Annotated in this window: 23 protein-coding genes; 17 read left to right on the plus strand and 6 right to left on the minus strand. The window is 65.3% G+C overall.

Annotated elements, in window-relative coordinates; translation table 11 throughout:
* Positions 1-68: 68 nt before the first annotated feature.
* From ACIA48_RS26945 to ACIA48_RS26975, 7 genes are all read left to right on the plus strand, one after another.
* Positions 69-1,247 carry an acyl-CoA dehydrogenase family protein gene (locus ACIA48_RS26945; protein WP_396738845.1) on the plus strand — a complete coding sequence of 393 codons (1,179 nt, stop codon included), beginning with the start codon at positions 69-71 and terminating at the stop codon, positions 1,245-1,247.
* A 3-nt stretch (positions 1,248-1,250) separates the two neighbouring features.
* On the plus strand, positions 1,251-2,159 hold the full coding sequence (gene bphC, locus ACIA48_RS26950) for a biphenyl-2,3-diol 1,2-dioxygenase (RefSeq protein WP_396738847.1): 909 nt from the start codon (positions 1,251-1,253) through the stop codon (positions 2,157-2,159).
* A gap of 3 nt (positions 2,160-2,162) precedes the next feature.
* Positions 2,163-3,626 carry an FAD-dependent oxidoreductase gene (locus ACIA48_RS26955; protein ID WP_396738848.1) on the plus strand — a complete coding sequence of 488 codons (1,464 nt, stop codon included), beginning with the start codon at positions 2,163-2,165 and terminating at the stop codon, positions 3,624-3,626.
* A 179-nt stretch (positions 3,627-3,805) separates the two neighbouring features.
* Complete coding sequence (locus ACIA48_RS26960; protein WP_396738850.1) at positions 3,806-4,624, plus strand: IclR family transcriptional regulator; 819 nt, start codon at positions 3,806-3,808, stop codon at positions 4,622-4,624.
* The gene (locus ACIA48_RS26965) at positions 4,621-5,559 is read left to right on the plus strand and encodes an alpha/beta hydrolase (protein WP_396738851.1); all 939 of its coding nucleotides are present in this window, start codon (positions 4,621-4,623) and stop codon (positions 5,557-5,559) included. Before ACIA48_RS26960 ends, ACIA48_RS26965 begins: the two co-directional genes overlap by 4 nt.
* Positions 5,552-5,899 (plus strand): hypothetical protein, encoded by a 348-nt coding sequence (locus ACIA48_RS26970; protein WP_396738853.1) that lies wholly within the window; start codon positions 5,552-5,554, stop codon positions 5,897-5,899. The genes ACIA48_RS26965 and ACIA48_RS26970 overlap by 8 nt, the downstream gene beginning before the upstream one ends.
* A complete protein-coding gene (locus ACIA48_RS26975) occupies positions 5,892-6,509 on the plus strand; it encodes a Dabb family protein (protein WP_396738855.1) in 618 nt (205 codons plus the stop codon). The genes ACIA48_RS26970 and ACIA48_RS26975 overlap by 8 nt, the downstream gene beginning before the upstream one ends.
* Here the strand turns inward: ACIA48_RS26975 and ACIA48_RS26980 are convergent.
* Positions 6,506-7,393, minus strand: a complete 888-nt coding sequence (locus tag ACIA48_RS26980; RefSeq protein WP_396738857.1) for an SDR family NAD(P)-dependent oxidoreductase — start codon at positions 7,391-7,393, stop codon at positions 6,506-6,508. The genes ACIA48_RS26975 and ACIA48_RS26980 overlap by 4 nt on opposite strands.
* Positions 7,390-9,312 carry a flavin-containing monooxygenase gene (locus ACIA48_RS26985; protein WP_396738859.1) on the minus strand — a complete coding sequence of 641 codons (1,923 nt, stop codon included), beginning with the start codon at positions 9,310-9,312 and terminating at the stop codon, positions 7,390-7,392. Before ACIA48_RS26985 ends, ACIA48_RS26980 begins: the two co-directional genes overlap by 4 nt.
* Positions 9,313-9,411: 99 nt before the next feature.
* On the opposite strand from ACIA48_RS26985, the gene ACIA48_RS26990 reads away from it, so the two are divergent.
* The 7 genes from ACIA48_RS26990 (at position 9,412) to ACIA48_RS27020 (ending at position 16,735) form a co-directional block, all read left to right on the plus strand.
* Positions 9,412-10,569 (plus strand): acyl-CoA dehydrogenase family protein, encoded by a 1,158-nt coding sequence (locus tag ACIA48_RS26990; protein WP_396738861.1) that lies wholly within the window; start codon positions 9,412-9,414, stop codon positions 10,567-10,569.
* A gap of 10 nt (positions 10,570-10,579) precedes the next feature.
* Positions 10,580-12,157 carry an acyl-CoA synthetase gene (locus ACIA48_RS26995; protein WP_396738863.1) on the plus strand — a complete coding sequence of 526 codons (1,578 nt, stop codon included), beginning with the start codon at positions 10,580-10,582 and terminating at the stop codon, positions 12,155-12,157.
* A 28-nt stretch (positions 12,158-12,185) separates the two neighbouring features.
* A complete protein-coding gene (locus ACIA48_RS27000) occupies positions 12,186-12,671 on the plus strand; it encodes a polyketide cyclase (RefSeq protein WP_396738864.1) in 486 nt (161 codons plus the stop codon).
* Entirely contained in the window at positions 12,668-13,522 is an 855-nt protein-coding gene (locus ACIA48_RS27005) for an SDR family NAD(P)-dependent oxidoreductase (RefSeq protein WP_396738866.1), read from the plus strand. Before ACIA48_RS27000 ends, ACIA48_RS27005 begins: the two co-directional genes overlap by 4 nt.
* Before the next feature lie 53 nt (positions 13,523-13,575).
* The gene (locus ACIA48_RS27010) at positions 13,576-14,454 is read left to right on the plus strand and encodes an alpha/beta hydrolase (RefSeq protein WP_396739506.1); all 879 of its coding nucleotides are present in this window, start codon (positions 13,576-13,578) and stop codon (positions 14,452-14,454) included.
* A 15-nt stretch (positions 14,455-14,469) separates the two neighbouring features.
* Positions 14,470-15,372, plus strand: a complete 903-nt coding sequence (locus ACIA48_RS27015) for an LLM class flavin-dependent oxidoreductase (RefSeq protein ID WP_396738868.1) — start codon at positions 14,470-14,472, stop codon at positions 15,370-15,372.
* A 286-nt stretch (positions 15,373-15,658) separates the two neighbouring features.
* Entirely contained in the window at positions 15,659-16,735 is a 1,077-nt protein-coding gene (locus ACIA48_RS27020; RefSeq protein WP_396738870.1) for a hypothetical protein, read from the plus strand.
* Between the two features lie 3 nt (positions 16,736-16,738).
* On the opposite strand, the gene ACIA48_RS27025 is transcribed toward ACIA48_RS27020, so the two are convergent.
* The 3 genes from ACIA48_RS27025 to ACIA48_RS27035 are packed head-to-tail and all read right to left on the minus strand — an operon-like array spanning position 16,739 to position 19,003.
* Positions 16,739-17,548, minus strand: a complete 810-nt coding sequence (locus ACIA48_RS27025; RefSeq protein ID WP_396738872.1) for an SDR family NAD(P)-dependent oxidoreductase — start codon at positions 17,546-17,548, stop codon at positions 16,739-16,741.
* A gap of 10 nt (positions 17,549-17,558) precedes the next feature.
* Positions 17,559-17,849, minus strand: a complete 291-nt coding sequence (locus ACIA48_RS27030; RefSeq protein ID WP_396738874.1) for a ferredoxin — start codon at positions 17,847-17,849, stop codon at positions 17,559-17,561.
* Positions 17,849-19,003: a Rieske 2Fe-2S domain-containing protein gene (locus ACIA48_RS27035; RefSeq protein WP_396738876.1), complete on the minus strand. Its 1,155-nt coding sequence runs from the start codon at positions 19,001-19,003 to the stop codon at positions 17,849-17,851. Before ACIA48_RS27035 ends, ACIA48_RS27030 begins: the two co-directional genes overlap by 1 nt.
* A gap of 100 nt (positions 19,004-19,103) precedes the next feature.
* On the opposite strand from ACIA48_RS27035, the gene ACIA48_RS27040 reads away from it, so the two are divergent.
* Positions 19,104-20,819, plus strand: coding sequence for a 3-ketosteroid-delta-1-dehydrogenase (locus ACIA48_RS27040; protein WP_396738877.1), 1,716 nt, complete (start codon positions 19,104-19,106; stop codon positions 20,817-20,819).
* Here ACIA48_RS27040 and ACIA48_RS27045 read toward each other — a convergent pair whose 3' ends face one another.
* On the minus strand, positions 20,820-21,491 hold the full coding sequence (locus tag ACIA48_RS27045) for a PadR family transcriptional regulator (protein ID WP_396738879.1): 672 nt from the start codon (positions 21,489-21,491) through the stop codon (positions 20,820-20,822).
* A 121-nt stretch (positions 21,492-21,612) separates the two neighbouring features.
* On the opposite strand from ACIA48_RS27045, the gene ACIA48_RS27050 reads away from it, so the two are divergent.
* Positions 21,613-22,194 carry a PaaI family thioesterase gene (locus ACIA48_RS27050; RefSeq protein ID WP_396738881.1) on the plus strand — a complete coding sequence of 194 codons (582 nt, stop codon included), beginning with the start codon at positions 21,613-21,615 and terminating at the stop codon, positions 22,192-22,194.
* Between the two features lie 60 nt (positions 22,195-22,254).
* Positions 22,255-23,058 (plus strand): SDR family NAD(P)-dependent oxidoreductase, encoded by an 804-nt coding sequence (locus ACIA48_RS27055; RefSeq protein WP_396738883.1) that lies wholly within the window; start codon positions 22,255-22,257, stop codon positions 23,056-23,058.
* Positions 23,059-23,062: the final 4 nt, after the last annotated feature.

Raw genomic sequence — 23,062 nt, forward strand, 5'->3', positions numbered from 1 at the left:
ATTGGCTGCGGCGCGACAGCGATCTGCGGTACACCATGAATCAAGCCCATCAAAGTAAGGACGAAATCATGACCGAGCGGGTAATCGACCGGGTGATGGAGATGGCCGGCCAACTGCGTGAGCAGGGCGCCGAGGCGGAGAAGATCGGCCAGCTCACCGACGAGACGACCAAGGCGATGAAGGCCGCCGGCAACATCCGGCTGCTTCAGCCCGCCAAGTACAACGGCTACGAGGTCCATCCACGCGAGTTCGCCGAGACGGTGATGGCCATCGCTTCGCTGGATCCCGCCGCGGGCTGGGTCAACGGTGTCGTCGGAGTGCATCCCTACCAGCTGGCGTATGCGGACCCGCGGGTCGCCGAGGAGATCTGGGGCGCCGACGTCGACACCTGGGTCGCGTCGCCGTACGCGCCGCAGGGCGTCGCCAAGCCGGTCGAAGGCGGCTACATCTTCAACGGGCGCTGGCAATTCAGCTCCGGCACCGACCAGTGCGAATGGATCATCCTCGGCGCGATGCTGGGCGACTCCGAGGGCAAGCCACTGATGCCGCCGCGGATGCTGCACATGATCCTGCCGCGCAAGGACTATGAGATCGTCGAGGACTCCTGGAACGTCGTGGGCCTGCGGGGCACCGGATCCAAGGACGTCATCGTGCGCGACGCCTTCGTGCCCGACTACCGGACGATGGACGCCACCGAGGTCATGGACGGCACGGCCCAGCGCAAGGCGGGGATGACGTCGACGCTGTACCTGATGCCGTGGTCGACGATGTTCCCGCTGGGCATCACGTCCGCGGTGGTCGGTATCGCCGAAGGTGCGCTCGCCGCCCATCTGGACTACCAGCGTGACCGCTTGGGCGCCTACGGTGCGCTCAAGGACGATCCCTACGTCATGTATGCCATCGGCGAGGCCGCCGCCGACATCAACGCCGCCCGACAGGAACTGCTGGCCAACGTCGACCGCATCTACGACATCGTCGACTCCGGCAAGGAGGTGTCCTTCGAGGACCGTGCCGCCGGCCGACGCACCCAGGTGCGCGCGGCGTGGCGTGCGGTCGCCGCCGTCGACCAGATCTTCGCCCGCTCGGGCGGCAACGCGTTGCGGATGGACAAGCCTCTGCAGCGGTACTGGCGCGACGCGCACGCCGGCCTGGCCCACGCGATCCACATTCCCGGCAACCCGTATCACGCGTCGGCGCTGAGTTCGTTCGGTGTCGACCCCGAGGGTCCGCTGCGGGCGCTGATCTGACCGATGAGCATTCTGAAGAGCCTTGGCTACATCACGGTTGCGGCCAGCGATATCGATCGGTGGCGTCAGTTCGCTTTCGGCGTACTGGGATTCGCCGAGGGGTCGGGTCCCGATCCGTCGGCCCTGTACCTGCGGATGGACGAGCGGGCGGCGCGGATCATCGTCGTACCCGGCGATATCGACCAGGTGCTGACAGTCGGCTGGGAGGTGCGCGACCACGCCGCACTCGAGGAACTCAAAGCCACGTTGGACGCCGCCGGAGTCGCGTTCAAGGAACTTTCCGCCACCGAGGCCGACGAGCGCCGGGTCGAAGAGGTGATCACCTTCGATGATCCCGCGGGTAGAACACTGGAGGTTTTCCACGGCGCGGTGCTCGACCACAGTCCGGTGATCACCCCGTTCGGGGCTCGGTTCGTCACGGGCGACCAAGGACTAGGCCACGTAGTGATGCCGGCCAACGATGCCAACGGCCTCTTCGACTTCTACACCGGCGTCCTGGGATTCCGGTCGCGCGGCGCCTTCCGGGTTCCTGCCCCGCCGGAGTTCGGTCCGATCCGGGTGCGCTTCCTCGGCATCAACGAGCGGCACCACAGCTTGGCCATCTGCCCGGCGATGAACCAGGACAAGCCCGGTGTCGTGCATGTCATGGTCGAGGTCGACAGCCTCGACGCCGTCGGGCAGGCGCTGGACCGGGTCAACGCGGAGGGGTTCCAGCTGTCCTCGACGCTGGGCCGGCACACCAACGACAAGATGGTGTCCTTCTATGTCCGCGCACCCGGCGACTGGGACATTGAATTCGGCACCGAGGGCATGCGAGTCGACGAACGGTATTACACCGCAGAGGAAATCACCGCCGACAGCTACTGGGGTCACCAGTGGATGGGTGATCCGCCTGCCGCCATGAGGATGTAGCCGATGGATACCGACGTCTACCCCAAGTCTGTTGACCAGATCGAGAGTTGGGATTACGAAGCCGATGTCGTGATCGCGGGGTACGGCATCGCCGGCGTCGCCGCGGCGGTCGAGGCCGCCTCGGCCGGCGCCGACGTTCTCGTCCTCGAACGCACCGGCGGATGGGGCGGCGCGGCCGCCATGGCGGGCGGCTTCATCTACCTGGGTGGCGGCACCGCAATCCAGCAAGCCTGCGGTTTCGACGATTCCGGCGACAACATGGCCGCGTTCCTCAACGTGGCGATGGGGCCGGGCGCCGATCCGAACCGGATCGACGACTACTGCGGCGGCAGCGTCGACCACTTCGACTGGCTGGTGAAATGCGGCGTCCCGTTCAAGCCGGTGTTCTGGGGCGAGCCGGGCTGGGAGCCGCCCGGTGACGAAGGCCTGATGTTCACCGGCGGCGAGAACGCCTATCCGTTCAACACCATCGCGAAACCCGCTCCGCGGGGCCATATTCCGCAGATGTCGAACAAGAAGGCCGGCGAAGCCAGTGCCGGCTACATGCTGATGAAGCCGATGGTGGACACCGCGACCTCGTTGGGCGTGCGCGCGGTGTACGACGTCCATGCGTCGTCGTTGGTCGTGCAGTCCGACGGCCGGGTGGCCGGGTTGATCGCCCGTCAGTACGGCAAGCCGGTCGCTATCCACGCACGGCGTGGCGTCGTCCTCGCGGCGGGTAGCTTCGCCTACAACGACGCGATGCTCGCGCAGTACGCGCCGAAGCTCGTCGGCCGACCCGCGGCATCGATCGAACAGCATGACGGCCAAGCGATTCGGATGGCGCAGGCATTGGGTGCGGACCTCGCCCACATGGACGCCACCGAGGTGGCATTTCTCGTCGACCCACAGCAGACGGTCCGGGGCGTCCTCGTCAACGGCCGTGGGCAGCGCTATGTCCCCGAGGATATGTACTCCGGCCGCATCGGTCAGCTCACGCTGTACCACCAGGACGACACCGCGTACCTGATCATCGACGGTGATGCGCAAGAAGAAGCGATGGCGGCGACGTCGCCGACACCGTTCCTGAAACGGCCTGCGACCTGGGTGTGCGACAGCGTTGCGGAGCTCGAAGGCGAAATCGGCCTCCCGCCGGGCTCGTTGCAAGCGACGGTGAGCGCGTACAACGAGGCCGCCGCGCGGGGCGAGGATCCGCTGCTGCACAAGAAAGCCGAATGGCTCAAGCCCATCGGCACGCCCGTCGGCGCGCTCGACCTACGCGCAAGTTGCGCAGGCTTCACGCTGGGCGGCCTGAAGACCACGCTGGACTCCGAGGTGCTGCACGTCAGCGGCGACCCCATCCCCGGCCTCTACGGCGCGGGTCGTTGCACCGCGGGTGTCGCCGCGTGGGGCTATGCCAGCGGGATCTCACTGGGCGACGGCAGCTTCTACGGCCGTCGCGCAGGCCGCGCCGCAGCCAAGGGCTGAGGCACTCTCTCTCCTTTCTCGCGAGCGTGCGTGTCAGAGGGCAACACGCCGCGGCCAGACCCTAGTTCGCGCACGTTCGCGCAGCTCGAAGGTCCGTTTTGCGTGCCTATGTGACAGCGCCCACATTTGTATGCTACAAATAGGCATATTCCTATTAGTCATATACGCGAGGAGGCGTCATGACCACCGCCGTCGAAACCCCGAGTGCCGTCATCGATCGGGTGTCGCTCGTGTTGGACGCTTTCGACGGACCAGGACGCCTGAACCTGTCGCAGATCGTGCGGCGCACGGGCCTACCCCGGTCGTCGGCACACCGGATGCTCGAGCGTTTGGTGGCGCTGCGCTGGCTGCGCCGCAACGGACGCGATTACGAGCTGGGGATGCGGCTCGTTGAACTCGGCTCACTCGCCGTCCACCAGGACCGGCTGCACCGCGCGGCCATCCCCTTGCTGCACGATCTGCACCGCGCAACGGGACTGGTGGTCCACCTCGCGGTGCTGGACGGCTCCGACGTGGTCTACCTGGAGAAGATCGGCGACCGCATGGTGGCGGCCATTCCCACCCGCGTCGGCGGACGCCAACCCGCGCACTGCGCAGCGGTCGGCAAGGCGATGCTGGCCTACAACAGCGACGCCGACGTCGTCGATCTGGCCACGCGCAAGACCAGGTTCTCGATCAGCTCCCCCGCGCAGCTGCGTGCCGAATTGGGCAGTGTCCGGGCCCGCGGCGTCGCGTTCGACCGCGAGGAGTCGGTGCCCGGATTCGGTTGTGTCGCAGCGCCCATCGGCGCTCCCGGCGAAGCCGTCGCGGCGGTCTCGGTGTGCGGACCGATGAGCCGGATGGTGTTCGACCAGCGCCTGGCCGCGCCCGTCCGGATGACGGCGATGGGCATCTGGCGCGATGTCGAGGACGGGCCCCGGCGGGTGGCGCCGACGCTGCAACAGGCGCGCCCGCTGCGCAGCGCGGTACGGCCGGCGCGCGAACTGCAGTACGCATGAGTCTCGACCCTCAGATCGCGGACATCATCGAAGCGCTCGACGCTGGGTTCCCGCCCGTGCACGAGATGTCCGGTGCGCAGGCGCGGGCGACGATTCGGTCGCGCTTCGTCGCCGCGGCAGACCCTGAATTAGTCGGTGAGGTCCGCGACGCACGCGTTCACGGGCCTGCAGGTGACATCGGGGTACGCATCTACCGGCCCGCGTGGCCGTCTGGCCCGGTGCCGACCGTGGTCTACGCCCACGGGGGCGGGTTCGTGTTCTGCGATCTCGACAGTCACGATGGACTATGTCGGGCGTTCGCGAATCTGATTCCCGCCGTGATTGTTTCGGTTTCATACCGGCTTGCCCCGGAACACCCGTGGCCAGCGGGCGCTGAGGATGTTTTCGCGGTGGCTCAGTGGGCCGCGCGCAACGCCGATGCGCTCGGCGGCGATGCGCGCCGGATCATCGTCGGCGGCGATAGCGCCGGTGGTAACCTCGCGGCCGCCGCGGCACTGATGGCCCGCGACCGTGGAGCACCGGCCCTCGCGGCCCAACTGCTGCTCTATCCGATGATCTCCCCGACCTTCGACACTGATTCGTATCACCGGTACGGGCACGGCTTCTACAACCCGCGTCCCGCACTGCAGTGGTACTGGGACCAATACCTGCCGTCGGCCGCCGATCGTGAACATCCCTATGCCGCACCGTTGAATGCGGACCTGCGCGGACTGGCTCCGGCAATCGTCGTCACCGCCGGCCACGATCCGCTGCGCGACGAGGGGCGCGCCTACGGTGATGCGCTGGAGCGGGCTGGGGTCGCCACGACGCGCCTCGATTACGACGGTGCCATCCACGGGTTCATGACCATGCCGATGCTTGATCTTGCCCAGCAAGCGCGCAGGGAGGTATGCGGACATCTGACCGCGCTCTTCGCCGGGGCCGTTCATGGTTGATGGCCCCGTGTATGTCGTCGACCGGGTGGTGACGCAACCGGGCCGCGCCAAAGACTTCATCGACCGCTACCTCGCCGAATACGCCCCGGGTGCCCGCGAACGCGGAATGTCGTTGCGGGACATACTCGTCAGTCCCCCGATCTGGTTCGCCGACCAGATCAATACCGTCACTATCACCTGGACACTTCCGGACGCTCAGGCATGGTGGGAGATGACCTGGAAGGGTCGCCCCGACGCGAGCGTCGGGCAATGGTGGGACGGTGTCGCCGCGCTCATCTCCGAGCGATCCCGCAGCGTCGCGGCCACCCCCGACGATGTCGACGGGCTCTGCGATGTTTAGCGTCACGCGACTGATTCATCTGGCGTCCGATGCCGAGGCAGCGCCCTTGATTGCGCAACTACGGACTATCGCTGACTCTTCCGATGCCGACCATGCCGTCGTGGGACCGACGCTGCCCGGCGCCCGCAACGGTGGCGACATCCTGATGACTGTGCGCTTCCGGAGCGCCGACGACTGGAAGGCGGTCGCTGCGCGATTCGCCGCGGCGCTCACGACTCCGGCGATCAGCCACATCGACGGCGCCGAATATGAAGGCGTCCCCAGCGAAATAGACACCGACGAGCGAGGCACCGTCTATCGGACGCTGCTCCTGCGAGTGGACCCGGACACCGACGACGCCACGGTCAAACGGTTCGAATCCGACCTCCGGTTGATGCCACGCTATGTGCGCACGATCACTTCCTGGCAGCTCAGCCGCGTCGAGAACGCCATCGGCGCATCACCGTGGACGCATGTCTTCGAACAGGAATTCACTGACGTCGACGGGCTGATGGGGCCCTACCTGATGCACCCGATCCACTGGGCCTACGTCGATCGGTGGTTCGATCCCGAATGCCCGGATGTCATTGTCCGCGACCGGGTCTGTCACAGCTTCTGCCATTCGGCCTAGAGTCCGAGCGGCAGAATATTCGGGTTGGCCGTCGCCGGCGGTTCCAGCGGAGGCAGTACCGTGGCGCCGTCCAGGCTATGCACGGGCAGCTGCGCGAACCACGGGTAGTGCAGGCTGAACGCAACCAGACCAGTGCGTTCAGTGGCCGGACGGTGGCACATCGCCAGGACGGTCTCAGCTAGATACTCCACGGGCTCGGTCGGGAAACTCTCCGGGATCAGCTGGGCCGCACCCGGTGTGCGCACGGCAGTTGACGGTCCCACGCAATTGACCGCGATATCGACATCGAGCAGTTCAGCCGCGACGCCCTGGGTGAACCGATGCAGTGCCGCCTTGATCGACGCATACACCACGTCGCCCGAGGTCTTGTTGTAGTCGCGGTAGGGCCGCACCGGCGCGACTCCGGTCACCGACCCGATGTTCACGATCCAGCCAGCTCCCTGCTTGCGCATAGCCGGCACCGCCGCTTTGGTCAGCAAGAACGGCACTCGCAAATAGTGCTCCACAGTGCGTTCGAACGTGTCCAGCGACATGTCCTCGACAACCGAGTAGTCAGCGAAACCCGCGTTGTTGACCAGGATGTCGAGGCCTCCGGCGCGGTCGAGCACCCGCTGCACGAGATGGTCGCGATCGTCGGGGTTCTCGAGGTCGGCCGCCATGCCGATGGCCTTACCGCCGGCGGCCTCGATCAGCGCGATGGTTTCGTCGATCGTGCCGGGAATTGCCGCGGTTGATCCGTGTCGCACTGACTCCGACGGCTCAAACGACCGCGCCGTCACCACCACCATCGCGCCCTCTGCGGCTAGCCGCTGCGCGATAGCCCGCCCGATCCCCCGACTACTGCCGGTGACCAGAGCCGTTTTGCCGCTGAGCAATTGAGTCATCGCAGCTCGAAATGCTCTTCGATGGGCGCACGATGCTGATGCCACAGATCGACCAGACGGTACGGATTAGCCACCACGACCCGGCCCGATCCCGACCGGTAATACGTGTGCGCACTGGGGGTATGGCACCACACCGTGCCTGCCATGGTTTCGTCGATTGCGGCGACATAGTGGTCGTAGGCCTGCTGTGTCACTTCCATCGTCTCTGCGCCGTGCAGCGCCATGAGTTGGAGGCACTCGGTGATGTAGTGCGCCAAGACCTCCATCGAGAAGTTGGCGCCCGCTCCGTGGGCGGGACTGTAGTTCGGTGCCGAATTGATGAACAAGTTGGGAAAGCCGGGTACCGTGCCCCCGCGATAGGCGCGCGGACTGTCACCCCATTCGTCGGCGAGCTTGCGCCCGTCGCGGCCCCGGATGTCGATGGTGGACAGGAAATCGAGGTGGTAGCCGGTGGCATAGATGATGACGTCGAGATCGAGCTGTCTACCGTCGGCGGTGACGATCCCGCGCTCGTTGACCTCTGCCGGCTCGCTCGCTTCCACGTCGACGTGGGATCGAGTCAGCGCCGCATAGTAGCCACCGGGATCGCGGATGATGCGCTTGCCGTACGGCGCGAAGTCGGGCGTCACCTTCTTCGCCAATTCGCTTTCCGCCCCGAAGGTTCGGTCGATGTACTCCAGGCACATCTGCAGCAGCACATCGTTGGCCGCTGAGATGGACAGGTGATCCTCGGCCCATTCCGGATCACGCAGGACGACCGGATAATTGTTGTCCGCCGTGGCCCAGTACGACTTGAGCCGGTGCCAGTTCGCGTAGTACGGAACATGTCGCCCCAGGTAGCGGCGAAACTCGGGCACGTCGTCGGTCGCCCTCTTACGAGGCGCGACCCAGTGCGGTTGCCGCTGGAAAACAGTCAGGTGTTCCACTTCGTCGACGCAGGCGTCGACGATCTGGACGGCAGTGCAGCCCGCACCGATGATCGCCACCCGCTTCCCGGCGAGGTCGAGCGACGGATCCCATTGCGCCGTGTGGATACTCGTACCCGCGAACAACTCCCGGCCGCGAACCTCAGGCCAGCGCGGACGGTTGAGGTAGCCCGCAGCGGTCACCACAACACGGGCATGGCTGATCGCACGATGACCGTCGCGGTCCACCGACTCGATCCGCCACTGGTTGCGGTCCTCGTCCCACGTCAGCGCTTCGACCTCGGCGCCGAACCGGGCATGGTCGCGCAGTCCGTACTTGTCGGCCAGCGACACCAAGTACGCCTGGTACTCCGCACCCTGCGGGTAGTAGCTCGTCCAGTCGGGATTCACCTCGCGTGACAACGAGTAGTACGCCGACGGAGTGTCCACTCCAATGCCGGGGTATTTGGTTGTCAGCCATGTGCCGCCGATTTCGTCGTTGCGATCGAAGATCTCGAAGGCGACACCCGCATCAGCAGCCGCGAGCGCCGCGATGATGCCGGCGAGCCCTGCACCTATGATCGCCACAGTCGTCGTCTCGGGAATCGCTACTGTCCGAGGCAAAGTCGGCTGTGACAGCTGGAAACCGCCTTGTTCCAGCAGAAGTGGGACGAATTCGTCGTCGACATCAGATCCCAGCGCCACCGGCAGCAGCCGCGTGAACAATTCGGGGTCGTCGGCGGCCAGCGCGTCGTTGGGATGCGGCCTTTGGAGGGCTTCGATGACAGCGGTCACGAGCGCTTCGGCAGTGTCGGAGTCGGTGACGCCTGCCCGCTCGGGTGGATCGGGCACATGGGAGATCGCCGGTCCGAACCGCTCGATCACTGATGCGTCGCCGGTGAGCTGGGCCAGCACCGCGACAAGCACGCCAGGGTCAGCCTGGTGCAAATTGGCCCGCAGTTCATCCAGATCAACTGCGTTCGGAGCCGCCGTCGTTTCGGCTTCGGTCGTCACGAACCGAGTATCGAGCTGTTGATCGGTGCCGGCGATGCGACTGTCTACTCAGCGGGACACATGTCGAAATACAGCGGTCGGCCTGCCTACGCTTCGGCGATGCAACGGGTGCACTACGGGGATGACCACCGCGCCTTCTCCGAGCTGGCAGGCGATTTCGCGGCCAAGGAGGTCGCGCCTCACATCGCCGACTGGGAAGCCGCCGGCATCGTTCCGCGTGAGATCTTCGCCAAAGCCGGTCGCGTCGGGCTGCTCGGCTTCGCAGCCGACGAGCGCTTCGGCGGCGTCGGGGTTCGCGACTTTCGCTACAACCAGATTCTGATCGAAGCGTTCATGGATGCCGATTGCGGCGCGGTGGGACTGAGTTTCGCCGTCCACAACGACATTTGCCTGCCGTACCTCGCAGATCTGACGACGCCCGAACAGCAGGACCGGTGGTTACCCGGCTTCGTCAGCGGAGACCTGATCGCGGCTATCGCGATGACGGAGCCCAGCACCGGATCCGACGTCGCCGCTATTCGCACGTCTGCCGTCGACGCCGGTGATCACTTCGTCGTCAACGGCGCGAAGACGTTCATCACCAACGGGCAGAACGCAGACGTGGTCATCACCGCGGTTCGCACGTCACCGGACCGCCACCGTGGACTGACACTGCTCGTGCTCGAGCGCGGAATGCTCGGCTTCGAGCGGGGGCGCAACCTGGACAAGCTGGGACTTCATTGCCAGGACACCTCGGAGCTGAGTTTCACCGATGTGGAAGTCCCCAAGAGCAACGTGCTCGGCGAGGTCGGCCGCGGATTCGGTGAGCTGATGAGAAACCTTCCGCAGGAACGGATGCAGATCGCCGTCGGAAGTCTGGCGCGAGCCCGCGCCGCATTGCGCTGGACCATCGACTACGTGCGCGAGCGCCCCGCATTCGGAAAGCCGATCGGCGCGCTGCAGAACACCCGTTTCGCGCTGGCAGATGTGGCCACCGAGGTGTCGGTCGCCGAGGCGTTCATCGACCGGTGTGTGGTCGAACTCAACGCAGGGCGACTATCGGCAACCGATGCCGCAAAAGCCAAGCTCTGGGCAACGGAGATGGAGTTCCGTTGCCTCGACTCCTGCCAACAACTGTTCGGCGGCTACGGCTATATGCGCGAATACCCCATTGCCCGCTCGGCGATCGACGCGCGGGTGACACGGGTATACGGCGGGACATCGGAGATCATGCGCGAAATCATCGGTCGCGATCTTCAACTCGTGCCGAACGACTAAGGACAACGACATGCAGGTCCGCAGCCACTCACTGGGCGACATCCCCCGGCGGTCGGCCCGCCGCCATCCCGAAAAGACCGCGATTGTCGACGGCGACGTCAGCTTGACATTCGCAGAGTTCGACGAGCTGGTCGATCGTGCCGCGGCGGCGCTGCGGGACAACGGATTCACTGCGGGCGACCGGATCGCGCTGCTGGCCCGAAACTGCTGGCAGTACGCGGTGCTGGCATTCGCGACCGCTCGCGCGGCGGTGGTCCTCGTCCCAATCAACTTCATGCTCACCGCAGACGAGATCGCCTTCATCCTCGGTCACAGTCAGGTCCGCGGATTGATCGTCGACCTTGACCTCATTCCCACCGCCGCGCAGGCGATGACCCGCGGCGGCACCGTCACAACAAAGGTGGTCCTGACCACCGGCGAGCAACGGGCACCGGCCGGGTGGGATGACTTCGCGCTCTGGCTGACGACCACGACGGAAGCGCCGGACCTCGAGATCCACGACGACCAGTTGCTTCGGCTGATGTACACCAGCGGCACCGAGTCCCGGCCGAAAGCTGTGATGCACTCCAGCCGCAGCCTCATGGCCAATTACGTCAGCACGATCGTCGCCGGGTCGATGGCGTCCGACGACGTCGAGATTCATTCGATGCCGCTCTACCACTGCGCTCAACTGGACAACTTCCTCGCAACCGACATCTACCTCGGTGCAACCAGCATCATCCTTCCCCGGCCTGATCCGGAGTTGGTTCTGCGCGGCATAGAAGCTCATCGGGTGACGAATTACTTTGCACCGCCCACAGTCTGGATCGCACTACTTAGGTCCCCGCTTTTCGATCAGGTCGATCTGAGCAGCCTGCGCAAGGGGTATTACGGAGCGTCGGCTATGCCGACGGAGGTGCTGCTCGAAATCCAGGAGCGATTGCCGAATCTCGCGCTGTGGAATTTCTACGGGCAGACGGAAATGGCGCCGCTGGCCAGTGCGATGGGACCCGAGGATCAGCGCGACCACGCGGGTGCGGCCGGCAGGCCCGCGATCAACGTCGAGACCGCCATCGTCGACGACAGTGACCACCCCGTGCCCCAAGGCATGGTCGGCGAGATCGCCCACCGCGGCCCCCACCTGATGTTGGGCTATCTCGACGACCCACTACGGACGGCGGAGGCCTTCCGGGGTGGATGGTTTCACTCCGGCGACCTCGGCTACTACGACGAGTTCGGGTTGTTGCACGTCGTCGACCGCAAGAAGGACATGATCAAGACGGGCGGGGAAAACGTCGCCAGCCGAGAGGTCGAGGAGGTCTTGTACCGGCACCCCGGCGTGCAGGAAGCGGCGGTCTTCGGCATCCCACACCCGGTATGGGTCGAGGCCGTGGTGGCCGCCGTAGTGAGCCGGAGTGACGGCGCCGCCGACGAGGACGAACTGATCGGGCACTGTCGCGCTCACCTCGCCGGGTACAAGACTCCCAAGCAGGTTTTCTTCGTCGACAGTCTGCCGAAGAACCCCAGCGGCAAGCTGCTGAAACGCGACCTACGCAACCGGTTCGGCTCGGAGAATCCGTTCCACTCACCGGACGTTTCTGCGCCGTAGTGCAATCGGCCGCTGTTGACTGGTCGTCATGAGCGACACGATCACGCTGTCCGAGGTCCAGGAGTTCATCGCCGGCTTCTGGTACCACTACGACCAGGGCCACTTCGACGAACTCGCCGTCCGGATCGCCGACGAAATGGAATACGTCAGCCGATCGGACTCCGGCGCGTGCCCCTTCGAGGATCTGCTGGCCGCCGAGCTGCATGGCGGTGCCGAGACCTTGGCCTGGCTGACGCAACACCGCAACGAGAACCCTTACCCGTTGCGGCATCACGCGACCAACATCTTCCGTGCCGGTAGCGAGGGCGCCGTGACGAACGTGCGCTTCTATCTGTATGTCAATCAGATCACCAACAACGTCCCCTTCGACGTGTCCAGCGGCGTCGTCGACGTCGGGATTCGTCGGGCCGACCATGGCCTGGTTTTCACGTCGATGAGCGTGGTGCTCGACGCCGAGGATTCAATTCCCTTCGCCGAATACAGTGCGAAGAGTTCCGCCACCGCAGGCGCATGAGCACACCGTTCGACGGCGGCGTCGCCGTCATCACGGGCGCCGGCGCGGGTATCGGCGCGGGCCTTGCCCGACATGCGAGTTCGCTGGGCATGACGGTGGTGCTTGCCGATATCGACGCCGACGCGATTGCGCAATTACGGGATGAGCTCGTCGCGGCCGGCGGCGCGGCTTCTACCGCGGAATGCGATGTGCGCGACGCAGATACGATGCAAGCGCTCGCCGAGCGCACCTACCGCGACATCGGTCCGGTCCGGCTGCTGGTCAACAACGCAGGTGTCGAGCAGTTCGGGTTCCTGTGGGACACACCGGTCGAGAATTGGAATCGGCTGGTCGACATCAACATCAGCGGGGTTTTCCACGGTGTGCGGGCGTTTCTTCCCCCGATGATCACCGCCGGCGAACCGGCGTGGGTGTGGAACCTTTCGTCGGTCGGCGGCGTCGTAGCGATACCGCTACAGGCGCCCTACATCATGAGCAAGCACGCGGTGTTGGCGCTCACCGAATGCCTGCGGCTCGAGGTCGAACTGGCGGGCCATGACCACATACACGTTCAGGCGGTCCTGCCTGGGGCCGTGGTATCGAACATCTTTGAGTCCGCAGGTGGCGTCGACGACGGCGACGTCGCCGCCGCCGAGTCGCAGCGCTCAGCCATGCTTGACATCAAGACCGACGCGATGGATCCGCTCGCCGCCGCCGAAGCGGTCTTCGAGCAAGCCGCCGAGGGACGGTTCTACCTACTCACCCAACCGGACTACGTCGGCTCTGCGATGGCCGAACGCGCAGAAACGCTTGCCGCCCAACGGCCGCCGGTGCTGCGCGCGGGCCGCCGGTTCGACCCGGAGGATCAGTGAGACTGGACCCCGACGCGGCCGCGCGGGTCGCGTCGTTCGGTGCGATTCCACGGATGCGGGTGCGTGGCCTGGCGGCCGTGCGGGAGGCGATCGAGTCCGCACCACATCCGGACGACATGCCGCTCATGGCGCACATCGAGGATTGCGTGATCGACGGCCCCGACGGCCCGATACCCGTACGGATCTACCACCCTTCGACCGAATCAGCCGCGCCTGTGCTCGTGTACTTCCACGGCGGCGGCATGGTGATGGGTTCCAACCATTCGTTCGAGCCGCTGGCGAGAATGCTTGCCGCGCAATCCAACGCCACCGTGGTGTCGGTGGACTACCGGCTGGCTCCGGAGTTCCCCGCGCCTGCCCAGTTCGACGACGCCTATGCGGCGACCGAATGGTTTGCGGCGCACGCCGGCCTGTTGGGAGTCGACGCCGACCGGCTGGCGGTCGTCGGCGACAGCGCCGGCGGTTCACTCGCCGCGGCGGTGGCGCTCGCGGCGCGCGACCGCGGCGGCCCCGCCATCTGCTGCCAGGTGTTGCTCTATCCGGGCCTCGACCGCGACATGGCGGCCGAGTCGATGCTCGCCCTCATCGATGCACCGATGCTCGCTCACGATGACATCGTCTACATGCACGAGCTCGCGGACACCGGCAGCACCGCGCCCCACGACGAGTACAGGGTACCGGCGCACGCGACGGACTTGAGCGCACTGCCGCCCGCGATAGTTGTTACCGCAGAATGCGATCCGATCCGCGACTGGGGCGAGCGATACGCGACACGTCTGCGGGACGCCGGTGTGCAGACCACCGTCACGCGTTACCCGGGCACCTATCACGGGTTCTTGATGCGCTCGGATGCCACGGCACGCGGAAGGCTCGCGATCGCCGAGGTCGGCGCACTACTGCGCGCGAAATTCTCTCATCCCCTGCGATTTTGAAGGGATAACCCCCGCATGCACATCACCATGGGTCTTCCCACCCTCTTCCCGCACGGCCGCGAGACGGAGCTCGCGTGGTATCGCAAGATCGATGAGGGGCCGTGGGACGGCCTCGCCACCTATGAACGGCTCGTCTATCCAGACAGCTGGTCGGTCGTCCCGCAGCTCGCCGCCGCGGCAGCGATGACGGAGCGGGTGCGGCTGTGGACCGACGTGGTCGCGCTACCGATGCGCAACCCGGTCCTGTTCGCCAAAGACCTGGCAACCATCGACGTCCTGTCGGGTGGGCGCCTGACGCTCGGCGTCGGGATCGGCGCGTGGGATGAGGATTACCTCGCGGTCGGCGCCGCGCTCGATCGCAAGCGTCAGCGCATGGACGAGGCCGTGGCGGCGATGCGCAGCGTGTGGGCCCAGGAACCTCCCGTCGAGGGACACCTTCCGGTGGGGCCCGCGCCGGTACAGACCGGCGGCATCCCGCTCGTCGCCGGCGTGGTCGGACCGAAGGCGCTCGCTCGAGCTGCACAGTGGGCCGTCGGGGTAAGCGACCCGGCCCATTCTCTGCACTTCGACGCCGAAGCACTGGCCGCGCAACGTGAACGAGTCATCGAGGCGTGGCAGGTGGCCGGCAGAGCGGAACGACCGCACTTTTCCGCACCAGTGTGGTTTGCGCTCGGTCCCGACCCGGAACAACAGCTCCGAGAACACGTCAAGGACTTCTGGGAGCACGAAGTCACCGCCGCCGGAACGGAATCGGGCTACTTGACGGCTCCGGACGCGGGGACGTTGATGTGCGGAGCACCCGGACTCCTCGCTGCGGTCAGTGGCGCGCGCGAGGCGGGACTCGACGAACTCAGGCTCATCCCGTCAACCGCCGATCCCGACGAAATCGACAGAGCGCGTGAGGTGCTCGGTATCTGATCCGGCCAGTCGGAAGCCCCTAAGTGAAGAGGACTTCCGTCAATCTCGAAAGCATGAAGCCTGACTGCCGCGTCGACGAGATGCCGAGCCACGTGGATTTGTCGTCCTTACACCGGGTCCACACGTGCGCAATGTCAGCCTGAGAGCTTCGCGGTGGACATATATGCGTGGTGAGGCCCTCAGACTGACATTGTGATCCTAATCAAGCCAGGAGAAGAGAAAACAAACCTCCCGATGACTGGACAGGCCTTGATCCGGAGGTTCTCAGCCGCACCACAATCGAGCCATGCTCACCGAACAGCAGCGGATGCAACTTTCCGACGTATTGCGCCCGGCGTCCCCGCCGACAGAGATCGACGGTGTCTACACCGATGATCAACGTGACCGCATGCTCGACGTCGTCCGCACCCAGGGGCCGTGGAAGCTGATCATCGCTCAGCACTTCGCATCGGCTGACGAGCTGATGGCGACGATGAGCGGCGCATTCCCGGAGGGCTTCACTCCCTCTCTGGATCTCTTTCTGACGCCGACCTTTCGTGGCTATCTCGCGAACTACGGGGCGGTGCTGCATCCGGAACTGCACGACTGCTTCTACAACGAGAAGTTCCTCCAGATGGCGAAGCGCTACTGGAACGCCGAGTACGCGAAGCCAGAGTTGATGCTGTTCAACATCAACGGGCCGTGCGCCAACCGCGACCCGGGTCACCTGGACTCCCCCAGCTTCCGCGGTGTTCGCCACGAGAACGCCCCCACCTGGCTCTGCAGTGTGATGGGCAAGTCGGGTCTGTTTCAGGACTACTTGATCAAGATGGCCCAGGTGATCACCTGGTTCTCGCTGGATGAAAGCAGTGGTTTCACCTACTGGCCGGACGGTCCCCTCAAAACACCACATCGACTGCTGCCTCCCGTCTACAACCGCGGTGTGGTGGTGCAGAACGAAATGATGGTGCATCGCGGAGAAGCCAACGGAGCGTTGGAACAACAGACACCCGCAGGGCTGGCTTTCGACACCGTCTTCACCGGTGATCCGGCCGATCGCGACCAGTGGCTGCTCAAGAACGGCGATGACGTGATCGCCCGCCATCACACCGACGACCTTCGCTTCCTCGTCCACTGGTCGGCCGAGGTCTTCACAGACTTCGACGAGCTGAAGAAGAACATGGACGGCTCAGACGATCTCACCATCGAGCAGGCATTGGACATGCTCGTCAAAGATGTCAACGCCAAGGGCATCACGCTCGCCATGCCCGACGCGCCGCTGCACGATCCGGACTTCATTCGCACGCTCAACGCCGCATACGATCTGGGCGGCCCGGCGATCTACCCAGACGAAGCACCGATCAGCGCTTTCCAACCGGCCTGACCGTCAGCGCACCACCACAGAGCTGGGCTCCCGGGGCGCCCCCAACATGTCGCGATGCGAGGGCGGCTGCCTGCCGTCCTCGTCGGTGATGCCGTAGCGCAGCGCGACCTCCGCGCCGATCACCGTGTGGCCGGACAGCTCGGCGAGATCGGGATCGCGATACAGCGCATTGATCACATGCCCAGTGAATTCCGGGGTTTCAGCGTGCTCGGCCGTCTTCGCCAGCGCGTCAGGATGCCCGTCAAAGGCACTACGGAAGCGTTCGGTGAGCAGGATGCCCATCCAGATCGACACCGTGGCCACCCCGGTGTCGCGAAAGTCGACCGCCATGTCGGCGGCCATTTTGTCCACGCCGGCCTTCTGCGCGCCGTAGGCCGGACCGTGCATGTAGCAGACGGACCCGGGCGACGACGTGAACGCGATCAGGCCCCGGCCCCGACGCACCAAGAGCGGTGCGGCATGCCACGACGCCACATACGACGACCGCAACCCGACGTCGAGCACGTCGCCCAGTTCGATCGACTTCTCCCAGAATGGTTTCGGGCTGACCAGCTCGTCGGAGATGGCCGCGGCGTTGTTGACCAAGAGATCCAACCCGCCGTGTTCGGAGTCGACGCGCTTGAACAACGCCGCCACCGCATCGTCGTCACGGTGGTCGACGCTCACGGCGATACCGCCGTCGCCCGGATCGCTCACGGTTCTGCCGGTCAGGTACACCCGCCACCCGTCAGCAACGAGCGCGGCGGCGATGCCGCGTCCCGCGCCGCGACTGGCTCCTGTCACGACCGCCACCGGCGGCTCAGTGTGTGTCACGGGATTGAAGTTACGTGCTCACCCGCGCCGATTCGTCGACCACCGTCAGATCGCCGGTGCGGACCGCGTCGACGATGGAGTCGTTGAGCGCCGAGCAGGCCAGGAACAGGCCGCGCTCGGCATGCTCGGTGAGGTGGTCCGCGTCGCGACGTTCCAGGCAACGGGCAGACGCGTCGGCGTTCCACTGCACGCTGGTCTGGTTCCAGGTGCTCTTCCGCGCCAGCACGCACGCCCCGCAACGCCGGCAGGCCACCGGCACCATCGGTGAGTCGGCGAGGCGGTTGTCGGGCCGGACGGCCATCAGGCGCTTCCCGACCCCGCGGTTTGGGCGCTGATGTTCTCTTCGACGACCTTCATCCACTCCTCGTGCGGGCTGGTGGTGTCGAGTTCGTATTCGAAGCGGTCCACCATGTCCGGCTCGACATCCGCGGCGTTGACGTAGAACTGCTCGTACCACCGTCGCAGCTGGTAGACGGGCCCGTCTTCCTCGCACAGCAGCGGATTGTCGATACGCGCCTTGTTCTTCCAGATCTGTACGTCCTGCTCGAAGCCCACCTTGACCCAATCGCCGAGCGCGATCGCCGCCTGCAGCGCCGCATCACCGGGTAGCGACTCCGACTTCTTGACGATGATGCCGTATTGCAGCACAAAGGAATTGGCATCGATCGGGTAATGGCAGTTGATCAGAATCGTGTTCTGATCGTCGTTCTCGAAGTGGTAGGTCAGGTCGTCGATCATGAAGGACGGGCCGAAGTACGACGCCACCGAGGTCGTACCGAGCAGCCGGGGCTGTCCCTCGGGATCCGGGATGTCCCCGCGCGAGCCGCCGTTCATGTACTGCGTGGCGACATGGCCTTCGAAGATGTTTTTGAAGTGCGTCGGCAACGATCCGTGGATGTAGAAGAAGTGCGCCATGTCGACGATGTTGTCGATGATTTCGCGACAGTTGGTATTGACGATGGTCGTGTACCAATGCCAGTCGGTCCAGTCGTCGCTCGTCGCGCCCTCGATCCGGGGGATGTCGATGTCGGCGGGCGGCGGATTCTTCTCCGGGTCGTTCCAGACGAATAACATCCCGTCCTGTTCGAGCGTGGTCCACGTGGCGGTGCGGGCCAGCCTTGGCGTTCGCTTGCTGTAGGGCACCTTCTTGCACCGCCCGTCGCCGCCCCACCGCCAGTCATGGAACGGGCAGGCGATCTCGTCGCCCTTCACCGTGCCCTGGCTGAGGTCGCCGCCCATGTGGCGGCAGTAGCCGTCGAGCACGTTGATCTTGCCGTCGCCGCTGCGGAACACCACCAGCTTCTGGCCAAACGCGCTCACCGAGTGCGGTTCGCCGTCGCCGAAGTCCCTGGTCAAACCGAGGCAGTGCCATCCACGGGCGAACCTCGTCGGTGCTGCTGCTGCTTCGATCTGCCGAATCTCGTCGGCATCTGCGGTCCCTGGCTGCAACGTCATAACCTCGTTGTACGCCCGGGATACGGCTTATGGAGCCAATCGTCCCGCTGGGAGGGAAAATCCTCCGCGGCCGCGATCGCCCCGACCTACTGTCGACGTCGTGACGACTGCTGCACCGACCACCATCCCCGCCGGGCTACCCGTGCGCGATACGACCGTCGATCTGCTCGTCGTGGGGTCGGGCACGGGCATGGCGGCCGCGCTGGCGGCCGCCGAGCGCGGGCTGAAGGTGCTGATCGTCGAGAAATCGCCTTATGTGGGCGGTTCGACCGCACGGTCCGGTGGCGCCCTGTGGATTCCTGCGAGCCCGGTGCTGGACGAGAACGGCGCCGGCGACACAGCGCAGAAGGCGCGGACGTACCTTGATTCGGTCGTCGCCGGTACCGCTCCGCCGCAGCGCTCTGCGGAGTTCGTCACCCAGCTGGCGGCGACGGTCCAGATGCTGCGACGCACCACACCGATGCGGTTCACCTGGGCGCGCGACTATTCCGATTACCACCCCGAGCGTCCCGGCGGCAGCGCCGACGGGCGGACGTGTGAATGTAGGCCCTTCAATGCCTCGCTGCTCGGCCAGTACCGGTCGCTGCTGCGCCCGGGCTTGATGGAGCCGAAGATCCCGATGCCGACAACGAGTGCGGACTATCGCTGGATGAACCTGATGGCACGCGTCCCTCGAAAAGGCCTGCCGCTCATCGTCAAACGCCTGGCCCAGGGTGTGGGCGGGCTCATGCTCGGACGGCGCTACAACGCCGGCGGGCAGGCGCTGGCCGCAGGGTTGTTCGCCGGCGTCCTACGGGCGGGCATCGGCGTGTGGACGCAGACCGCACTGGTGCGGCTGATCACCGACGGTGACAAGGTGACCGGTGCCGTGGTCGCGCAGAATGGACGCGAGGTCACCATCGAGGCGCGACGCGGCGTCGTGCTGGCCGCCGGCGGGTTCGACCACAACATGGACATGCGCTGGAAGTTCCAGTCCGAGTCTCTCGGCGACCACACCAGCCTCGGCGCGGAAACCAACACCGGCGACGCGATCCGCATCGCCCAAGACGTCGGTGCCGGAATCGATCTCATGGATCAGGCGTGGTGGTTCCCCGCGGTGGCGCCGCTGCCCGGCGCCGATCCGCTGGTCATGCTCGCCGAACGATCGCTGCCGGGCTCACTGATCGTCGACCAGACCGGTCAACGGTTCACCAACGAGGCCAGCGATTACATGTCCTTCGGCCAGTGTGTGCTCGCCCGCGAACGTGCTGGGAACCCGGTCGAGTCCATGTGGATCGTTTTCGACCAGCAGTACCGCAACAGTTATGTCTTTGCCGCGGACCGTTTTCCGCGGATGAGTCTGCCGAAGGCGTGGTACGACGCGGGCATCGCGCATCGCTCCGACGACATGGCTGAGCTCGGGCGGCTGATGAAGGTACCCGAGGCGCAGTTTGTCGCCACGGTGTCCCGATTCAACGACATGGCCTGCGCTGGAGACGATTCCGACTACGGACGCGGCAATAGTGCCTACGACCGTTATTACGGCGATCCCACCATCACACCCAACCCGAACCTGCGCCCGCTCGACAAGGGGCCGTTCTATGCGGTCAAGATGACGCTCAGCGACCTGGGTACATGCGGCGGCCTACGCGCCGACGAACGCGCCAGAACGCTGCGCGAAGACGGAACCGCCATCGCGGGGCTGTACGCGATCGGCAACACGGCCGCAAACGCATTCGGAGCCACCTATCCCGGTGCGGGCGCGACGATCGCGCAGGGTTTGGTGTACGGCTACATTGCGGCCCTCGACGCCGCCGGTGACGCCCCTACGACGTAGTCACGCGTCGTCGGCGTCAGCCTTCTTCTCGACTTCGTACCAGTACTCCGGTGTGGGCCAAGGAACTTTCGTTCGGCCGCCTTCGCCGACCCGCGGGAATTCCGCCTCCGCCTCGTCGAGCTCTTTGATCATCTTCAGCGTCAGCTCACGCTCGTTGGCGTAATACCGCTCGGCCCAGTTCAGCGCGACCCGCGCGTAGGCCCATGTCGTGTCGGCTTTCGCCCACTTCGCGTCCTTGGCTGCGCTCCGGTACATCTCGTCGACCCAGGCGAGATGCTCCTGCAGGATCTCCTTGAGCCGTGAGGGATTTGTGAGATGCCCCAACGTCACTCGCAGCAGAGGACTGTGCTTGAGAACAGGAGGGTCGAGCGGCGCATCGTTCGCCCACCGCGTGACGGCGTCCAGGCCGGCCTCTGTGATCTTGTACAACCTTCGGCTACGGGCGCCACTGCTGTTGTCGAAGCGCGACGTCACCAGACCGAGCTGTTCGAGCTTCTTGAGTTCTGAGTAGATCTGGCTGTACGCAGGGCTTCCGTAGAAGAAGCGCATACTCCAGTCGATCCACTTGCGGATGTCGTAGCCCGACAGCTCGTACTCGTACGAAAGCATGCCCAGAAGCGCCCAGCTGGTCGCCGCGAGGTTCGGCTTGCCTCCCAGATCGCTTCCTTCCACGATTTTCAGATTAACAACACAGGTCACAGGCTTGAGGGGAACTCACCACTGGGCGGGACATTCCGTTGCGGACCGTTTGTACGGTGGCCAAGGTGAGTTGGCACCCGACCAAAGGAGTCCCATGACGACCGACGCACACGAGCGCCTGACCGCGTCGGTTCGTCACCTGATCGATGCAACCATCCGCAGCGAAGTCGATGCGGCAGCCATCGCGGCCGCAACCGACAAGATCGAGGCCGCGACGGCTCAGTTGAGCGACTCGCTGATACCGGGATCGTTTGGTGTTCAGGCCACCCCCGACGGGCGCTCGATCGCGTTGGGCAACGTGATGATCGGCCAACGAAATCCCGTCGCTCCTCCGCTGACCATCCACCGCAGCGCGGACGGGGAGGTGCATACGGAATTCGTACTCGGTGCCGCGTACGAGGGACCACCGGGGCATGTCCATGGCGGCGTCTGCGCGTTGATCCTGGACCACGTCCTCGGCGCCACCGCGCATCAGCCGGGCAAGCCCGCGGTCACCGGCACCCTGACACTGCGCTACCTGCGCGGCACGCGTCTCGGGCAGCCACTGCGGGCGTCGGCACGTGTCGACCGGATCGACAGGGCGAAGACGTTCGCCGTCGGCCACATCTCCGACGCAGACGGCGCCACTGTCGAAGCAGAGGGCATTTTCATCCATCCCAGGAACACACCGCAGTGATAGGCCCACTGGCCGGGACAATCGGCTGACACCTCCGGATTTTCGCGCAAGTATCTGCCTATGCCTCTTCAGCGATACAACGATCGTCGAGTCCTGATCACCGGTGGCGGCTCCGGCATCGGGCAAGCAACCGTCCTGCGGATCCTCGACGAAGGCGGCCGGGTGGCCGCGGCGGACATCAGCGAGTCCGGCTTGAAGGACACCGTCGCCAGGGCCGAAGCGAACCGCGACCGGCTGACGACAGTGGTCCTCGACGTGTCCAGCGAGGACTCCGTCAAGCAGGGCGTGGCCCAGGCCATTGAGGCGCTCAGCGGTCTCGATGCTCTCGTCAACGCGGCGGGGATTCTGCGGTCGGTGCACTTCCTCGAGACCACGCTCGCCGATTTCGAGCAGGTGCTGCGGATCAATCTGATCGGCACGTTCCTGATGACGCGCGAGGCCATCCCCGCCTTGCGCAACGGCACCGACCCTGCCGTCGTCAATTTCAGCTCCACCTCCGCCGCCTTCGCGCATCCCTACATGTCGGCCTATGCGGCGTCCAAGGGCGGGATCCAGGCGATGACCCACACGCTGGCGCTGGAGTTCGCAAAGGAACGGATCCGGTTCAACTCGGTCCAGCCCGGCTCGATCTCCTCTGGAATGACCGATGGCACCGGCGAATCCAAACAGAGCATCGGTCCCGGACTGCCTGACGATGCCGACTTCTCGCTGTTCGGCAAGATCATGCCGACCCTGCCCGTGGACGGCGGCGGAATGTTCGCCAAGCCGGACGCCGTCGCCGCCGTGGTGGCGATGCTCGCCTCGTCGGATGCCTATTTCGTGACTGGTACCGAGGTGCGCGTCGACGGCGGAACCCACATGTAACGTG

The organism is Mycobacterium sp. NPDC051804 (genome assembly GCF_044452905.1).
Classification (GTDB): domain Bacteria; phylum Actinomycetota; class Actinomycetes; order Mycobacteriales; family Mycobacteriaceae; genus Mycobacterium.

Excerpts from the sequence above, each read along its gene's own strand:
- ACIA48_RS26955 (WP_396738848.1), top strand. The coding sequence starts at position 2,163 with ATGGATACCGACGTCTACCCCAAGTCTGTTGACCAGATCGAGAGTTGG.
- ACIA48_RS26990 (WP_396738861.1), top strand. The coding sequence starts at position 9,412 with ATGCAACGGGTGCACTACGGGGATGACCACCGCGCCTTCTCCGAGCTG.
- ACIA48_RS27010 (WP_396739506.1), top strand. The coding sequence starts at position 13,576 with ATGCGGGTGCGTGGCCTGGCGGCCGTGCGGGAGGCGATCGAGTCCGCA.
- ACIA48_RS27000 (WP_396738864.1), top strand. The coding sequence starts at position 12,186 with ATGAGCGACACGATCACGCTGTCCGAGGTCCAGGAGTTCATCGCCGGC.
- ACIA48_RS26995 (WP_396738863.1), top strand. The coding sequence starts at position 10,580 with ATGCAGGTCCGCAGCCACTCACTGGGCGACATCCCCCGGCGGTCGGCC.
- ACIA48_RS27020 (WP_396738870.1), top strand. The coding sequence starts at position 15,659 with ATGCTCACCGAACAGCAGCGGATGCAACTTTCCGACGTATTGCGCCCG.
- ACIA48_RS27035 (WP_396738876.1), bottom strand. The coding sequence starts at position 19,003 with ATGACGTTGCAGCCAGGGACCGCAGATGCCGACGAGATTCGGCAGATC.
- bphC (WP_396738847.1), top strand. The coding sequence starts at position 1,251 with ATGAGCATTCTGAAGAGCCTTGGCTACATCACGGTTGCGGCCAGCGAT.
- ACIA48_RS27030 (WP_396738874.1), bottom strand. The coding sequence starts at position 17,849 with ATGGCCGTCCGGCCCGACAACCGCCTCGCCGACTCACCGATGGTGCCG.
- ACIA48_RS26980 (WP_396738857.1), bottom strand. The coding sequence starts at position 7,393 with ATGACTCAATTGCTCAGCGGCAAAACGGCTCTGGTCACCGGCAGTAGT.
- ACIA48_RS26965 (WP_396738851.1), top strand. The coding sequence starts at position 4,621 with ATGAGTCTCGACCCTCAGATCGCGGACATCATCGAAGCGCTCGACGCT.
- ACIA48_RS27005 (WP_396738866.1), top strand. The coding sequence starts at position 12,668 with ATGAGCACACCGTTCGACGGCGGCGTCGCCGTCATCACGGGCGCCGGC.
- ACIA48_RS26970 (WP_396738853.1), top strand. The coding sequence starts at position 5,552 with ATGGTTGATGGCCCCGTGTATGTCGTCGACCGGGTGGTGACGCAACCG.
- ACIA48_RS26960 (WP_396738850.1), top strand. The coding sequence starts at position 3,806 with ATGACCACCGCCGTCGAAACCCCGAGTGCCGTCATCGATCGGGTGTCG.
- ACIA48_RS27055 (WP_396738883.1), top strand. The coding sequence starts at position 22,255 with ATGCCTCTTCAGCGATACAACGATCGTCGAGTCCTGATCACCGGTGGC.
- ACIA48_RS27015 (WP_396738868.1), top strand. The coding sequence starts at position 14,470 with ATGCACATCACCATGGGTCTTCCCACCCTCTTCCCGCACGGCCGCGAG.
- ACIA48_RS27050 (WP_396738881.1), top strand. The coding sequence starts at position 21,613 with ATGACGACCGACGCACACGAGCGCCTGACCGCGTCGGTTCGTCACCTG.
- ACIA48_RS26945 (WP_396738845.1), top strand. The coding sequence starts at position 69 with ATGACCGAGCGGGTAATCGACCGGGTGATGGAGATGGCCGGCCAACTG.
- ACIA48_RS26975 (WP_396738855.1), top strand. The coding sequence starts at position 5,892 with ATGTTTAGCGTCACGCGACTGATTCATCTGGCGTCCGATGCCGAGGCA.